The sequence below is a fragment of the Polaribacter sp. HL-MS24 genome (genome assembly GCF_032758595.1).
Classification (GTDB): Bacteria; Bacteroidota; Bacteroidia; order Flavobacteriales; family Flavobacteriaceae; genus Polaribacter.
In genome coordinates, this window is record NZ_CP136415.1 from 1,464,350 (window position 1) to 1,480,941 (window position 16,592).

Genomic DNA, 16,592 nt, shown 5'->3' on the forward strand with positions numbered 1-16,592 from the left:
TATAATTTGGGGTGTTGCTTATCATCAAAATGATTGAAATCATTAATGTGTATTGCCCTCTAAATTTACAACATAATGCAGAAATTTTACATAAAAAAAACACCAAAATTCTAGTAGAACTTTTGATGTTTGAATGAATGCAGCAACGCTGCTTATTTTTGTCTAAAGTAGATGGTAATAGGGACCCCAGAAAAATCGTATATATCACGAAGTTTGTTTTCTACAAAACGTCTGTAGGGGTCTCTAACATATTGAGGCAAATTACAGAAAAAGACAAACTGAGGTGTTTGTGTTGGTAATTGCATACAATATTTAATTTTCACATATTTTCCTTTAATTGCGGGTGGTGGGAAGCTTTTAACGATTTCGAGCATGGTCTCGTTAAATTTACTGGTTTGTATTTTGGTTTTTCTTTTTTGAAAAACTTCAACAGCGGTTTCGATTGCCTTAAAAAGACGTTGTTTAGTAAGTGCCGAAATAAAAACAATAGGCACGTCAGTAAACGGTGCGATTTGCTCTCTGATATTTGCTTCGTAATCACGTAATGTATTGGTTTCTTTGTCGACCAAATCCCATTTGTTGACCAAGATAACAACTCCTTTTCTGTTTTTTTCTGCCAACCAAAAAATATTTTGATCTTGACTTTCAAACCCACGAGTTGCATCGACGATTAGGACAACGACATCTGAATGTTCAATAGTTCGAACCGCACGCATAACAGAATAAAATTCAAGATCTTCTTTTACTCTCGATTTTTTCCGGATTCCTGCAGTATCTACCAAATTAAAATCGAAACCAAAACGATTGTATTTGGTGTCAATTGCGTCTCTTGTAGTTCCTGCGATATCGGTAACGATATTTCTATCAATTCCAATTAACGAATTGATAAAAGATGATTTTCCTGCATTGGGTCTTCCAACGACGGCAAATCTTGGCAATTCTTCTTCGGTTGAATCGGCTTCTTCAGGATCTGGAATTTCTTCAACAATGGCATCCAATAAATCTCCTGTTCCGCTTCCGTTGATAGAAGAAATGGTATGGTATTCGCCCAGTCCTAAGTTGTAAAACTCTACGGCATCGGTCTCACGCATTGCGTTGTCTACTTTGTTGACGGCAGTAAAGATGGGTTTTTTTACCTTTCGAAGCAATTTTGCAACTTCTGCATCCATCGGAGTAATGCCTTCTTCAACGTCTACCACCATGATGATGATGTCTGCTTCTTCGATGGCTAAATTTACTTGCTTTCTGATTTCTGCCTCAAAAATATCATCAGAACCTATGATGTATCCTCCGGTATCAATGACAGAAAATTCTTTTCCATTCCAATCCGATTTCCCATAATGTCTATCACGAGTTACACCGCTTACAGAGTCTACAATTGCATCTCTTCTTTGTGTCAAACGATTAAATAAAGTAGATTTACCTACATTAGGTCTCCCTACAATTGCTATGATACTGTTACTCATCTTGGTTGAAAATTTTTTGCAAAGATACAATATCCCTCAATGATACCTTGTTGTAAAAGTGATTAGTTATTGGGGCTTTTTTTAAGACGGAAAATAGGGGGATGTTGCCGCCAATTATTTTTGATTATAACCGAAACGTTTGAGTTGTATTTTGTCGCTTCGCCAGTTTTTATTTACTTTGACGTAAAGTTCAATAAATACTTTTTTCTCGAAAAACTTTTCTAAATCTTTTCGAGATTCTGCGCCCACTCTTTTTATTGCAGCGCCTTTATGGCCAATAATGATTCCTTTTTGTGTTTCTCGCTCCACCATAATTACAGAGCGGATACGAACGATATGTTCTTCTTCTGTAAATTCTTCTGTTTCTACTTCTACAGAATAGGGAATTTCTTTTTTGTAGTGAATGAGTATTTTTTCTCGTATTTTTTCGTTCACAAAAAAGCGTTCGGGTTTGTCGGTCAACTGATCTTTTGGATAATAGGCAGGAGCTTCGGGAAGCAGTTCGATGATTTTTTCGAACAAACTGTCTACATTGAATCGTTCTAAGGCAGAAATGACAAAAACTAAGGCATTGGGGACTTTTTCTTTCCAATACTGAACTTTTTCTTCCACTTCTTCTTGAGAAGAGGTGTCTATTTTATTCAATAATAAAATGACAGGTATTTTACTGTTGATGATTTTTTCAAAGAAGCCTTCATTTTTGAGTTCTTTTTCACCTACTTCGACCATATAGATCAAAATATCGGCGTCATCCAGTGCCGATTTTACAAAATCCATCATTGAAGATTGCAATTCATAGGCAGGTTTTAGGATTCCTAGGGTGTCAGAAAAAACAATTTGGTAGTCATCGTGGTTTACAATTCCTAAGATGCGGTGTCTGGTGGTTTGTGCTTTTGGGGTGATGATTGATAGTTTTTCACCAACTAAAGCATTCATTAGTGTAGACTTACCCACATTTGGATTTCCAATAATATTTACAAAACCTGATTTGTGTACCATAGGGCAAAGATAGTTTCTTTTTCATTTTTGAAGTAGATATTTTAAATGAATAAAAAAAATGAAATAAAGTTTGGGAAATCCTTTGAATATATACTGTAGTTTAGTCCAAAACTCGAGATAAAGCAGTAGGTAGCTCGATGGGTTTTGTCACATCTACCAATTATAATTATAAAAGTTTGATTTGAATCTTGATGGACGAGGCTAATGATACAAATGATAAAAAGTTTGATTGAAACTTACAAAAACAGATATCGAATTTGAGCTAGATCTTTGTGCTAGAGAATCCTATGAATTACCATCAAATTCAGGTTTTGTGTTTGAATTGAAAACACCTTCCTGTTTTTAAATTATATTCAAATAATCCTTGCAGAGGTTAAAAACTATTGTATATTTGCAGTCTAAATCGCGGGATAGAGCAGTAGGTAGCTCGTCGGGCTCATAACCCGAAGGTCACTGGTTCGAGTCCAGTTCCCGCTACTAAATAGAAAGTCAAAGCTTAATTGTTTTGACTTTTTTTGTTAAAAAAACTAAGGTTTTAAGGACGAGAAGTTTACACTGAGCGGAGTCGAAGTGAGTCCAGTTCCCGCTACTAAGAAACTCCTTGAGAAATCAAGGAGTTTTTATTTGGAATCAAGTAATGCTTGCATCTTCTTGAGAACAAAATAAAAATTTAGATTGCAAAGCAATCGAGTTTCTTTGGGCTTGTTTTCCTCTTTGGCCCTTTGCGAAACAACGTGAAGCAATGAATTCAGTTCCCGCTACTAAACAATACGGATCGGTATTTCTACCGGTCCGTTTTTCATTTTTTTTGTTGTAAGTCCAGATTGGTAATTTGTCCATTTTGCAATTGATTGAATAATGGATTTTCACTATCAATAGACATATATTCGAAAGTTAAACTTAAAGCAACTACCTATAAATCAGATATTTTAAATCCTCTTCAAGCTCGATTTTCTGTATTTAAAACAATATTCAAAGAACTTATAAGTTCTAAAATTTTTAAATAATTCTTTACTGCATTTGAGAAAAATATTGGGTATTTATCTGATTCAAAATATTGATAATCAATTATTTGACTAATGTTCATAACGCTTTTTTACTTTAAGTAATTGCACCTAACGGGTTAATAATATACTTTTGCGTTTTCAACCAAGCACATAGTTAATTTCAAATTATTTTAAACACCTCTAAAAATAATAATAATTGAATAAATCATTTTTTTTCTTGTTTCTATTTATTTTCAATGCTAATATGTTTTCTCAGGAGAAAGCAGATATATTGGCAACTCATTACTAAGGTAATTGACAAAAGTGCTCTTAAATTACCTAGTCCTAATAAAGGAATGGCCTCTTTAAAAACAATCATTTCAACATCCTATGGTGATAAACTAATCATTTGGGACGAGGAAAGATTTGAAGATATCAATGGAATAACAATAATTAATGGAGTTGTTGCTGATAAAAGAGTAACTAGCAAGGTGTATAGAAATGCTGTGATGACTATTAACAGCAAGACAGGAGATATAACCATTATGTTTTCTGATCATGATGGTACTTTTACCATTAGACCATTGAAGCCATTTTCAAAATCGCTATGGGTTGAGGAGCCAAATAAATCTGATTTTAGTGAATTTACATGTGGTTTAGAGGACTTTGATCCAGACCAACTAAAATCTAATTTAAATCATTCCCTGCTATCAAAGGCATCTGAAGAAACTAGTGCATTCAAAAATAGTGCGACATGTGCCAACACGACCATTGATGTGGGTTGTTCTGAAATGGATGCAAATGGGAAATATGTCATAGATATTTTTGTTGGGTATTCGAACGATGCAGTTAATTATTTGACAAGGTATGGGGATACTTATCAAAGCCATGCCGATAGGATGGTCCAAACTATAAACCAAAGTTTATCTAATTCTCTAGTAGATAATGTTTATTTGAGATTGGTTGGAACTGCAGTTAAAGACCACAATACGGGGATTAATTTAAATCCTGATGGACTTGCCTATGTATCCACGCTCTTTGAAAAAGAAATGGTAGAAACGGGTGCTGATTATATTGCCATGTATCAAGAGAGGCTTAATCCTAAAAGTTACAATACTGCAGAAGGATGGGGGGATACACAGGGAAGAAAATCTATAAATGCCATTGAATCTGAAAATGTATTAAGACATGAAGTAGGACATAACTTTGGGTCTTCACATTGTAGTGGGGGCAGCTCAGGATTTCCCTATGCAAATGGCTACAACAATGGTGTGCAAAAAACAATTATGTGCGGTAATGAAATTTTGTATTATTCAAATCCACAGGTTGTCCTCAGTGGTGGGGCAATAGGTACGGCAGGTTTTAATGACAATGCAAGATTAATTCGTGAAAGAGCTTCCGTTATCGCCAACATTGCTACTCATAGAATACCCTATGGTTCCAATGACCCATGTTTTGGAGAAGGAGTTGTTGTAGTTGATTATCCACAGCATTTTGGATCGTATCTTGGAAATAGAATTAATAGGGTTCAGATTGGTCAAATCGATAATATTTCAACCGATCCAACTTGTAGTAATATATTGGGTTACAGCCAATTTAGAAGTGTCTCCACCACGCATGATATGGGTGCTTCAGTTGGTTATGTAGTGACTGGTAACTATAATTTCCCCAATTCTAGAACTCATATTTGGATCGATTGGAGCGGCGATGGTGTTTTTCAAAATACAGAATTAATGGCTCAATCTACTGGTTTACAGATTCTTTCTGGCACATTCACTGTTCCAAATAACATTAATCCAGGACCTAAAGTGATGCGAATTAGGAGGGTCTCAGCTGATGCTCCCTATGTACCTACTCCAATTACACATAAGGTGGAAATTATGAAGGGGGTGAAACCGAAGATTACACCTTTATTGTTACGGATCCCAATATCAATAATATTGCACCAGTGGCTGATGATTTGTCGTCTACCACCTCCGAAGACTCACCTGTTCAAATTATGCTGGCAGGTAGTGATGCTGATGGTGACCAATTGACTTATTCCATTACCCAACCCGATAATGGAGCGGCGGTGGCAACAGGAAATAGTGTTACATATACACCTAAAGCCAACTTTAATGGGGTGGATTATTTTAATTATCGAGCCAATGACGGTAAGACGAACTCCGCCTATGCTAAGGTAACTGTTCAAGTGTCTTCCGTTGAAGATCTACCTGTAGCAGCTGACCTATCGATAGGTACAAAAGTAAATACTCCAGCTGAAATAACCCTCTCCGGATCAGACCCTGATGGGGATGCGTTATTCTACACTGTTGGGAATGTATCAAATGGACAAATCTCATTGAGTGGTTCCCGAGCTACCTATACACCAAATTCTAATTTTGTAGGGAATGATTCATTTACCTATCAAGTAAGTGATGGTAAATCCACATCTCAACCTGCTACGGTAAGTATTTCCATCAGCTCAAATACGCCACCTGTGGTTCAGAGTTTCTCTTTAACAACCAAACAAAACACGCCGATAGAAATTACCTTGATTGGTTCAGATGCAGATTCAGATAATTTAACTTTTACCATCACATCTTTTAATCAGGGGGTAGTTAGTCAAACTGATGATAAATTAACGTTTACTCCCAACTCCACTTTCAGTGGTATAACTTCACTTTCTTATACTGCCAGCGATGGATATTCTACATCTAATACAGGAGTTATCACCATAGTGGTTGACAATCCTGATGAATGTTATGATGCATCACTTTCCCTCGTACAGCTCCCTATTCATGCCTTACCTTTAAGTGGTGAACAAATTTATCAAGTTCAATTGGGTAGTATTAATAACTATAGTAATTCCATCCTATGTGAAAGTGGATATAGTGACTATAGGCAGATTTCTACTACTCATAACATTGGATCTTCCATTCCATTTTATATAAATCATTTTTTTAAATTTGACTTTTCTAGGACAGATATTTGGGTGGATTGGAATGCCGATGGAGAATTTCAAAGCACAGAACTTGTTTCAAGTTTTACTGGCGAAGAAAGTGTTACCGGGACTATTCAAATTCCAAGTAATGTTAGTTTAGGATCAAAAACCTTGCGCATTCGACGTGACTATCGTCCCGACCCACATACCCCAAATGCAGTATCCTCTACAGGATACAATGGAGGAGAAACGGAAGATTACACACTTGTAGTTCAAAGCACCTTTTCTACAAATTCTTTTTCCATTTCAACAGAGGAGGATACTCCAATCAGTGTGGAACTAGCAGTTACCGGAGAAAGTTCAAATTCTTTAATTTACTCTTTGGTAAAACAACCAGAACATGGAGCTGTATCCATCACTAACAATATTGCGACTTATAATCCTGATCCAAATTTCTTCGGTTCAGATGACTTTTCTTTTAAAGCTAGCGATGGCGATATAGACAGTAACGTATCTACTGTTTCAATAAATATTTCTTCAGTCAATGATCAACCTACAACAGCTTCAATATTAAAAACAGTTAAAAAACTGGAAACCTCCTCAATTGACTTACTGGGTTCTGATATTGACGGTGACAATCTAACCTATACTATAGTTAGCGGACCTTCGAATGGTTCAGCTTTACTTTCTGGTAGTGTACTGACGTATACTAGTGATTCAGGTAACATTACTTCTGATCTCTTGACATACAAAGCCAATGATGGATTTGTCGATAGTAATGTATCTTCTATTTCCATCTCCATCATAGAGGATAACTCAGATTCTAGCTGTGGTCCTAAATTGGAACAAATCAATCAAGATGCCTTAGATAATTATGCTCAAGATAGCAACAACAATTTTCTTCCAATACCTAGCGGTTTAAGCGATAGGGATTGGGCAGGAACTACAGTTTCTGCAACAGTTAATGAAATTGAATCGAATTTTACAGCTGCCAGAAGTCTTGATTCTTCTGTCTATCAAGAACATAAAACATTCGAAATCCCGCAAAGTCTTAAAGTTAAAGTTTGTCCAGATGGCGGTTCTTCATGCCTTGATGGTGATAAAATAGAAAAGTGGTTTCTTCTTTCTATTCAGGAAAAAGGATTATTTATTTTGAATTCTGAGCGTGCTGCCAGAGGTCTACCGACTTTTCAAGGAGTTAGCACGGAAGTTGTAGATATCGCACAACAATATGCGGATGCACTCGCAAATCGAAATAATGGTTTAAGCCACAATCTTTCCTTAACTATAAATGGGGTTCAAACTTCAACGCCTTGGGAGAGACTAGCGTCAAACCAAACAATTAGTAATCATAGTGAGTTCTATGGATTTGCAGAAAATTTAGCATATACCGCCAATAACCCTCAAGAAAGTAATATTCCCATTGAACACGCTATTTATTTGTGGAACTACAATGATAGTTCGTCGAATTGGGGACATAGAAACTTTAATCTATCCATTCTCAATGACAATTCTGGCAATGAATATGAGGAGGGTCTTATCGGCTTTGGAGTAAAAAAAGTAGTTCAATCGGATGGCTGGATAAAATATTATACAGTTATGAATGTTATTGATCCAGATTCAACATGGGACTTGACTAACCTACTATTATATTGCAGCTCAGCTTTTCAAAACCATAGGCCATCGGTGTTTACTGTTTCAAAGTCTACCACAGAAGACATTGCGGTTGAGATTACCCTATCTGGAACCGATACTGATGGAGATGAACTTACCTTCTCGGTAACTGACCCTTCTAATGGAACAGTCGAGTTAAATGGAGCAGTAGTTACCTATATCCCTGCCGCTAACTTTAACGGAACCGATTCTTTTACCTATACCGCTAATGATGGAACACTCGATTCTGAACCAGCAACGGTAACGATAACAGTAACTGCGGTTAATGACTCGCCTGTCGTATCTAGTGCAGTTGCTTCAACAAATGAAGACACTGCAGTAGACATTACCCTATTTGGAACCGATGCTGATGAGGATGAACTTACCTTCTCGGTAACTGACCCTTCTAATGGTTCAGTCGTGTTAGACGGGGCTGTAGTGACCTATACTCCGAATGCGAACTTCAATGGTAGTGATAGTTTTAGCTATACTGCTAATGATGGCAATATAGACTCAGAGTCAGCGACGATAACCATAACAGTAACTGCAGTAAATGACGCCCCTATCGTTTCTGATGAGTCCGCTTCAACTAACGAGGATACTGCTGTAGAGATCACCCTATCTGGAACAGATGCTGATGAGGATGAACTTACCTTTTCGGTAACTGACCCTTCTGATGGAACAGTCGAGTTAAATGGAGCAGTAGTTGCCTATATCCCTGCCGCTAACTTTAACGGAACCGATTCTTTTACCTATACCGCTAATGATGTAACACTCGATTCTGAACCAGCAACGGTAACGATAACAGTAACTGCGGTTAATGACTCGCCTGTCGTATCTAGTGCAGTTGCTTCAACAAATGAAGACACTGCAGTAGACATTACCCTATCTGGAACCGATATCGAAGAAGATGAACTCACCTTCGCTGTAACCGACCCTTCTAATGGAACAGTTGTTTTAGATGGCGCAGTGGTTACTTATACTCCTAACGCCGACTTTAACAGCACGGATAGCTTTACTTATACTGCTAACGATGGAGGTTCTACTTCTGAGGTGGCTACCGTATCGATTACAGTGACTGCTGTTAATGATACGCCTGTCGTTTTTGATGAGGCTATTACGACCAATGAGGATATTGCTGTAGAGATCACCCTAACTGGAACCGATGCTGATGAGGATGAACTTACCTTCTCGGTAACTGACCCTTCTAATGGTTCAGTCGTGTTAGACGGGGCTGTAGTGACCTATACTCCGAATGCGAACTTCAATGGTAGTGATAGTTTTAGCTATACTGCTAATGATGGCAATATAGACTCAGAGTCAGCGACGATAACCATAACAGTAACTGCAGTAAATGACGCCCCTATCGTTTCTGATGAGTCCGCTTCAACTAAAGAGGATACTGCTGTAGAGATTACCCTATCTGGAACCGATACTGATGGAGATGAACTTACCTTCTCGGTAACTGACCCTTCTAATGGAACAGTCGAGTTAAATGGAGCAGTAGTTACCTATATCCCTGCCGCTAACTTTAACGGAACCGATTCTTTTACCTATACCGCTAATGATGGAACACTCGATTCTGAACCAGCAACGGTAACGATAACAGTAACTGCGGTTAATGACTCGCCTGTCGTATCTAGTGCAGTTGCTTCAACAAATGAAGACACTGCAGTAGACATTACCCTATCTGGAACAGATGCTGATGAGGATGAACTTACCTTTTCGGTAACTGACCCTTCTGATGGAACAGTCGAGTTAAATGGAGCAGTAGTTGCCTATACCCCTGCCGCTAACTTTAACGGAACCGATTCTTTTACCTATACCGCTAATGATGGAACAGCAGACTCAGAATCTGCAACCATTACTATTACAGTAAACGCATCACTGTCATCAAATGAATATGATGTAAAAAGCTTTATAATATTTCCTAATCCTACCTCATCCCATATTAGAGTGGAAATTCAATTTAAAAAAGCTAAAGTATATGATATTTTTGGACGAATTGTATTAGAGTCTTCGGATAAAATCATAGACCTAACCAATCTTGAAACAGGCGTTTACTTACTTACACTTTATGATGATTCAAATAGGATTTTAGGAACATCAAAAGTGACAAAAAAATAATTCATTTATGTTACATTAAGTTTCTTGACTTATTAAAATTATATGAATTCAACTTTTCATAATACGAGTCATCAAATTTTGAGTGTCTAAGAAATCTCTTGGGGTTAGACTAATGTTCGATATTTTAAAGGAGTTATCTACTAAAACAATAAAACGGTTATACTTTTATAAAGTGTAGCCGTTTTTTTATTATTAACGAGGGCTATTCAATTAAGGAAGTATGAACAAATCTTCAACTGAACAATTTAAAGTCTTTGAAATTTTCAATGCTAATACGGTAGATGGGACATACACTCCATTTTCAATGGCATTAATACTCTTCCTTGAAACCTCCGCTCTTACAGATAATTCTTGTTGAGTTAAACCACAAGACTTCCTCATTTGTTCTAAATTATTTAAAAGTTTTATATGGTTTTTGCCCATAGTTATTCTTTTTCATATTTTTCAACGGTATCAGTTAATTCTTTTCCAGTATTTGGATAGAGATATCCTGCGATCATTGTTCCAATTCCAATTAATCCAACCAAAGCACCAACACCTTTTAGTATATCTCCAATTGCATAATATCCAAGAAGGTATAGACCAATACCAACAAAAATTGTGATGACTCCGTTTCTACGATAATCTATTGGTTCCTTTTTTCTTTCATCAAAAATTCTCAGCAATTCTTCTAATTTTGAAGAGTCATCTAAATGTTTTGAAATTTCTATTATAGTTTTATTTTTGTCTTTACCTTCTATGTATTGCCAGTAAAATACGGATACAGGTATTATTACTCCAATTAGCATTCCAAAAAGCGGTATAATATTTTCCATAATTTTATATATCTTATTAATGTAACGCAAACGTAACATTTATTATTATGATACGCAAACGTTACATTTAATAATTTGGTAATTTTTAAGAATCAGTAATTCTATCTGATTTGCAGTATCGTCAAAATCTCTTGTTGTAAAAATTGAGTTCGATATTTCAATAGAGTTATCTACAAAGAAACTCCTTGAGACATCAACGAGTTTTTATTTGGAATCAAGTGATGCCTGCATCGTCTTGAGAACGAAAGAAAAAATCAGATTGCAAAGTAATTGGAGTTTCTTTGGGCTGTTTTCCTCTTTGGCCCATTTCGGAACAACGTGGAGAAATGAATCCAACTCCCGTTACAAAAATTACAAAACGCTTATACAATTATAGTGTAGCTGTTTTCATTTTATATTCCTTTTGGAGTCTCTCTATAACTTCCTCTTTATTTTGATTCATAGCATCCAAAACTGGATGAAGATCTATTTTCTGGTGTATCGGTCTTATAATGATGATCACTCCACAATGCCAACTCCACGATTATTGCCGTTAATGAGAGCCCATTCTCTGTCAAAAGGTACATATTAGTTTTCTTGTTTTGAGGAATTTTCTTTTTTCAATAAACTTTTAGTTGCATTATGGATTGAATTTTACTGTATCTTTGAATAGAGAGTACCTTAATCTATCAAAACCTTTCCATGATGTCTAAAATTTTCTTCTGTATTTTTACCCTGTCCCTTTTTATTACTACACAAGCTCAATCTGAAATGTATGAGCTTCGCACCTATGAAATGGAATTTTTTAAACAGGCAGACCTCCTTCACGATTATTTTAAAAAGGCACTGATTCCTGCTTTAAATCGGCAAGGGGTATTACATGTAGGTGTTTTTGAAGAAACAAGTGAAGCCTTACCTAAAAAGATATACCTACTTATTACTTATCAACAGCTGCAGGCTCATGAAGACGTAGCTATTGGATTGGCAAATGACCCGCAATTTAAGATTGACGGGATGCCCTATTCAACAGCATCGCAAGAAGAAATTCCTTTCAAACGAATAGAAAGTACCTTTATAAAATCGGTTTCAGGATTTCCTAATTTGGTAAAACCTCCAGAAAATTCAGAGTTCTTTGAACTGCGAATTTACGAAAGCCACAACGAGGATGCACTTCGTAGAAAAGTAAAAATGTTTAACGATAGTGAATTCGGTATTTTTGAGGACGTTGGACTTCCAACGGTGTTTTTTGGTGCCAATATTTCTGGAAATCAAATGCCTTGTTTGACCTATTTATTAGCTTTTAAAGACAAAGAAGAACACGAGCAGGCTTGGTCTAAATTCGGACCGCATCCAGAATGGCAACGAATTATCAAACTTGAAGAATACGCCAATGCGATGAACAATATCACTCGCGTATTTTTAAAACCTTTAGCCTATTCTCAATTGTAATTTTGCTTCTTTTTTTTATATTGAAAAGTGTTTTTTAAAAATTCACAGTCTTCCAAAGTATATATTGATAGTTTCAGAAGAATTGTTAACTTGTACCCAATAAAAAATCTGTTGACAAATTGAAAAAAAATACAAAAAAAATAGCATTCTTAATCCTATCTTTTTGGGGTGCTTTTTTTCTTGTGAATTTGATTTCTGCTACCAAAAACAAGGAAGTAGTTTCGGAGCTTCCCATAAAAACAGAAGTCATCCCATTGCCTGCGGTTGTTACTGAAAGATATCCAGAGAGTCAAACTAAAAAGGTTCACAGCAAGTTAGATTCTCTTTTACAAAGAATTCATAAACGCCAAGATTTTCACGGGACCATTTTAGTTGCTAAAAACAATATGATACTCTATCAGAATCAGATAGGATACGCAGACTTTAAAAAGAAACTTCCTATAGAAGAAAATTCTATTTTCCAATTGGCATCGGTAAGTAAACAGTTTACTGCAGTGGCAATAATGATGCTCGTCGAGCAAAACAAACTTCAACTTACCGACAGCGTACACACCTATTTCCCTAGGTTCCCATATAAGGGAGTTACCATTCAAAATTTATTAAATCACACTGCTGGTTTGCCTAATTACTTTTGGTTGGCAGAGCACAAGTGGGAGCAAGAGAAAGCCCCATCCAATGCTGAAATGATGGAGCTTTTGGCAAGTTCAAAAGTCTATCCCTTTTTCAAGCCTGGAAGAAATTTTGATTATTCGAATACGGGGTACTTTGTACTTGCCTCTATTGTGGAAAAGGTCTCAGGAACCTCCTTTCAATCGTTTTTAAATACCGCTATTTTTGAACCCCTTCAGATGTCAAATTCTTATGTGTACAGTTTCGAAAAGGACAGTATTCGAGAGCATCAGTTGAATGGGTATCGGATACATAGAGGATGGAAACACGTTAAAATAAAAAGTACTGTGAACGATGCTGTTGTAGGAGATAAAAATGTATACACTACTGCAGGAGATTTGTTTAAATGGACTGTTGGACTAAATTCTGGCAAACTTTTGAAAAAAGAATCATTGGATCAAATGTATTCAAAAGGAAAGACTATTTATGGGAGAAAAATACCCTATGGTTTTGGATTTAGAATCAATTCAAAAAAAGAAAATACCATCTACCATCATGGGCGATGGAATGGTTTTAGCACAGGGCTTACCAAATATATAGATGAAAATTTGGTGGTAATTGTTCTGGAACATTCTAGTTACAATGCCATTTCATCGCTCAATAAAAAAATAAAGAAAATTGTTGTCGAAAACTTAAAAAGCTGATTTTTAATTGGATATTTTAATTACGGATAAACTAAAATTTATTTTTTTTATTATATTTGAACATACGAACCCATAAAACTAAAAAAAATGGAAGACGCAGCTTTATTAGGTATTGGTTTGATTGCCATAGTATTTTATCTAGCAATCATTATTTTATTAATTGCCGCTCAATGGAAAATTTATTCTAAAGCGAATCAACCCGGATGGGCCAGTTTGATTCCGATTTACAATATAATAGTCCTGCTACAAATTGTAGGGAAACCTGGTGGTGGCTTTTATTATTATGTATTCCTGGAGTAAATTTTGTATTTCTCATTTGGATGACCAATCTCTTGTCTAAAAGTTTTGGAAAAGAAGAAGGCTTTACAATCGGATTGATTGTATTACCAATTATTTTTTACCCAATTCTTGGATTTGGTTCTGCCGAATACAAAGGACCCGCAGGACAATAACAACAGACTCCACTTCGATGAGTGGTATAATTTTTACACAACCAAAACGGCGATACTAAGTTCAGTATTGCCGTTTTTTTTATAAATACTCAAACCTATCGAGTTGGAAAAATTCGAAAAGAAGCATTTATTATTTTTAGCGGACTTCATATTGGGGATATTGCTTCAAAAAAGAGGATGTAATTTTGTATATTTGTAGAGTATTAAATCGACTACTTTTAGTCCCTTTTTAGGAAAAAAAACAGCACAACAGATGAAGGTAAAAGTTGCAATATTGGGAATGACTTGTGGTGGTTGTAAAGCAACTGTCGAAAAGGCCCTTCTTAGTTTGGAGTCAATCTCAAAGGTTGAAATTGATCTTGAAAAAGAAGAAGGAATCATTCATATGGCTCACCTTATTGAGATCGAAGCACTCCAAAATGCAGTGCCTTCAAAATTTTCAATTTCACTAAAACCAGTAGCAAAGACTCCCACTGGTGATCCTATTGAAATAACAGATAATATTTCAGAAAAGACCAAAGTACAACAATTAAAACCCTTGTTTTTAATTCTCCTGTATATTCTAGTTGCAAGTGTGCTAATGCATTTTAAAAATTGGAGTTGGAGCGAATTCATGCTCGACTTTATGGGCTTGTTCTATATTGTCTTTAGTTTCTTTAAAATGTTAGATTTAAAAGGCTTTCCCGAATCGTTCCAAATGTATGATCCTTTGGCAAAGCGGGTTCCTGTTTATGCACGAGTATATCCCTTTTTAGAAACGGCATTGGGACTTCTGTTTCTAATGCGAGTTGAACTACAAATTGCTCTAATTTTGACACTTATCATTTTGGGGATTACCACTATTGGAGTCACCAAAACATTACTCTCAAAAAAGTCAATTCGTTGTGCTTGTTTAGGCACGGCCTTAAAATTGCCCATGTCAGAAGCGACCTTTATCGAAAATGCGATTATGATAGTCATGGCACTAGCGATGTTGCTTGGTGTTTTTTAGGACAAAAGGATCATCGTTTTTTTTAAAATAAGTATTGCAGACCTACAGTAATTTAAAAAAAGTTAACTTTGTTTTTGAAGGAATAGATTTTATATTTCAAAATTGTAAGAATCACCCATGAAAAAAACACTTTTAATAAGCCTTGTATTGTTATTGTCTACTCGTGCAATAGGTGCTCAAGATTGGTATACCAATGCCGAAACTGCTATAGAAACAGCTGCCAAAGAAGAAAAAAAGATCATCTTGGTTTTCGGGGTCCGATTGGTGTGCGCCCTGTATCAAATTGGACAGAGAAATTTGGAGTACAACCGAATTTCAAGAAGCCGCTAAGGCGCATTTTATCATGCTTCAGGCTGATTTTCCTAAGAAAAAGAAAAATCGTTTGTCCAAAGAATTACAAACTCAAAACAAGCGGTTGGCAGAAAAATACAACCCCAAAGGACATTTTCCGTATGTGGTAGTTTTAAATCCCCAAGGAAATATTTTGGGGAGCTTAGGTTATGAAAAAACAAGCCCAGCGCTGTATTTCAAAAAATTAATGGACTTTTAAAAACAATACCATCAATCATTTACATTGATTTGGAACAAATAATAATATATGGAACGCAAAGAATTCTTAAAATCGATTGGAGCAGCTGCAGCACTCGCTGTTACTTTTTCATGTTTAGGGGGCTGTTCTGATGCCTCTCCAGAAGATGCACCAGATGCTACCCCAACAGGCACGCTACTAACATTAGATTTAACCGCAGCCTCATCAGAGCCTCTCAAGGAAAATGGAGGATACCTTATTAAAAATAATATTGTTGTTGCCAAAAATCTTTCGGGAAATTATGTCGCTGCAACCGTCGTGTGTAGTCATCAACAAAATAAGAATGTGATTTTTAGAGAAGATGAGTTTTACTGCACAGCCCATGGTGCTCGATTCGATTTGAACGGAAACGGACTCAATGACGAAGGCGGAAATGGACTAAAAATCTATTCAACTTCTGTGGAGGGTGATTTGTTAATTATTTCGAATTAATTTTGATAAAGAATTAAGATGAAAATTAAATTTTTCCTTTTAATAATTATTGGATTTATCGGTTCAAGGAGCCACGCACAAGAGGTGTTTCATCAAACATTAAAGTGCATGGGGAGTTGGTTTGAGATCACTGTAGTTGCTAAAGATTCTCTTCAAGGAAACAAATACATCGATGCAGCAGTTCAGGAAATTACTCGCATTGAAAAACGAATCTCTTCATGGGATCCAACATCGCAAACCTCAGAAATTAATGCCAATGCGGGGATCAAACCTGTAGTTGTGGATGCCGAATTGTATCAATTGATTCAACGTGCTCTGAAAATCTCAAAAATCACCAACGGAGCATTTGATATCAGCTATGCTTCTATGGATCGTGTTTGGCATTTTGATGGTTCCATGACCGAGATGCCTTCCTAAG

At 36.1% G+C, this 16,592-nt stretch carries 15 protein-coding genes, 1 tRNA gene and 1 pseudogene; 11 read left to right on the forward strand and 6 right to left on the reverse strand.

Annotation, left to right across the window (positions count from 1 at the left end):
* Positions 1–152: 152 nt before the first annotated feature.
* Entirely contained in the window at positions 153–1,466 is a 1,314-nt protein-coding gene (der, locus tag RRF69_RS06915; RefSeq protein WP_316939110.1) for a ribosome biogenesis GTPase Der, read from the reverse strand.
* A gap of 114 nt (positions 1,467–1,580) precedes the next feature.
* On the reverse strand, positions 1,581–2,465 hold the full coding sequence (era, locus tag RRF69_RS06920; RefSeq protein WP_316939111.1) for a GTPase Era: 885 nt from the start codon (positions 2,463–2,465) through the stop codon (positions 1,581–1,583).
* A 404-nt stretch (positions 2,466–2,869) separates the two neighbouring features.
* On the opposite strand from era, the gene RRF69_RS06925 reads away from it, so the two are divergent.
* Positions 2,870–2,942, forward strand: a tRNA-Met gene (locus RRF69_RS06925).
* 343 nt (positions 2,943–3,285) lie between these two features.
* Here the strand turns inward: RRF69_RS06925 and RRF69_RS11785 are convergent.
* Positions 3,286–3,378: pseudogene (locus tag RRF69_RS11785) on the reverse strand (IS982 family transposase); the annotation flags it as partial.
* 330 nt (positions 3,379–3,708) lie between these two features.
* Between RRF69_RS11785 and RRF69_RS06930 the strand changes: the two are divergent.
* A complete protein-coding gene (locus tag RRF69_RS06930) occupies positions 3,709–5,487 on the forward strand; it encodes a GEVED domain-containing protein (RefSeq protein WP_316939112.1) in 1,779 nt (592 codons plus the stop codon).
* Entirely contained in the window at positions 5,400–10,154 is a 4,755-nt protein-coding gene (locus RRF69_RS06935; protein WP_316939113.1) for an Ig-like domain-containing protein, read from the forward strand. The genes RRF69_RS06930 and RRF69_RS06935 overlap by 88 nt, the downstream gene beginning before the upstream one ends.
* A gap of 210 nt (positions 10,155–10,364) precedes the next feature.
* Here RRF69_RS06935 and RRF69_RS06940 read toward each other — a convergent pair whose 3' ends face one another.
* The 3 genes from RRF69_RS06940 to RRF69_RS06950 all read right to left on the reverse strand — a co-directional run bounded on the left by RRF69_RS06940 (position 10,365) and on the right by RRF69_RS06950 (position 11,535).
* Positions 10,365–10,577, reverse strand: a complete 213-nt coding sequence (locus tag RRF69_RS06940) for a helix-turn-helix transcriptional regulator (RefSeq protein ID WP_316939114.1) — start codon at positions 10,575–10,577, stop codon at positions 10,365–10,367.
* A 2-nt stretch (positions 10,578–10,579) separates the two neighbouring features.
* Positions 10,580–10,969, reverse strand: a complete 390-nt coding sequence (locus tag RRF69_RS06945; RefSeq protein WP_316939115.1) for a DUF6249 domain-containing protein — start codon at positions 10,967–10,969, stop codon at positions 10,580–10,582.
* 428 nt (positions 10,970–11,397) lie between these two features.
* Complete coding sequence (locus RRF69_RS06950) at positions 11,398–11,535, reverse strand: hypothetical protein (RefSeq protein WP_316939116.1); 138 nt, start codon at positions 11,533–11,535, stop codon at positions 11,398–11,400.
* 115 nt (positions 11,536–11,650) lie between these two features.
* Here RRF69_RS06950 and RRF69_RS06955 point away from each other — a divergent pair, with 115 nt between their 5' ends.
* From RRF69_RS06955 to RRF69_RS06990, 8 genes are all read left to right on the forward strand, one after another.
* The gene (locus tag RRF69_RS06955; protein WP_316939117.1) at positions 11,651–12,397 is read left to right on the forward strand and encodes an NIPSNAP family protein; all 747 of its coding nucleotides are present in this window, start codon (positions 11,651–11,653) and stop codon (positions 12,395–12,397) included.
* 119 nt (positions 12,398–12,516) lie between these two features.
* Complete coding sequence (locus tag RRF69_RS06960) at positions 12,517–13,710, forward strand: serine hydrolase domain-containing protein (protein WP_316939118.1); 1,194 nt, start codon at positions 12,517–12,519, stop codon at positions 13,708–13,710.
* 87 nt (positions 13,711–13,797) lie between these two features.
* The gene (locus tag RRF69_RS06965) at positions 13,798–14,010 is read left to right on the forward strand and encodes a hypothetical protein (protein WP_316941152.1); all 213 of its coding nucleotides are present in this window, start codon (positions 13,798–13,800) and stop codon (positions 14,008–14,010) included.
* Complete coding sequence (locus RRF69_RS06970) at positions 13,914–14,162, forward strand: DUF5684 domain-containing protein (RefSeq protein WP_316939119.1); 249 nt, start codon at positions 13,914–13,916, stop codon at positions 14,160–14,162. Before RRF69_RS06965 ends, RRF69_RS06970 begins: the two co-directional genes overlap by 97 nt.
* 253 nt (positions 14,163–14,415) lie before the next feature.
* On the forward strand, positions 14,416–15,153 hold the full coding sequence (locus RRF69_RS06975; protein ID WP_316939120.1) for a heavy-metal-associated domain-containing protein: 738 nt from the start codon (positions 14,416–14,418) through the stop codon (positions 15,151–15,153).
* Between the two features lie 283 nt (positions 15,154–15,436).
* The gene (locus RRF69_RS06980) at positions 15,437–15,703 is read left to right on the forward strand and encodes a hypothetical protein (RefSeq protein ID WP_316939121.1); all 267 of its coding nucleotides are present in this window, start codon (positions 15,437–15,439) and stop codon (positions 15,701–15,703) included.
* Between the two features lie 48 nt (positions 15,704–15,751).
* Positions 15,752–16,174, forward strand: a complete 423-nt coding sequence (locus tag RRF69_RS06985) for a Rieske (2Fe-2S) protein (protein WP_316939122.1) — start codon at positions 15,752–15,754, stop codon at positions 16,172–16,174.
* An 18-nt stretch (positions 16,175–16,192) separates the two neighbouring features.
* Positions 16,193–16,591, forward strand: a complete 399-nt coding sequence (locus RRF69_RS06990) for an FAD:protein FMN transferase (RefSeq protein ID WP_316939123.1) — start codon at positions 16,193–16,195, stop codon at positions 16,589–16,591.
* Position 16,592 lies beyond the last annotated feature (1 nt).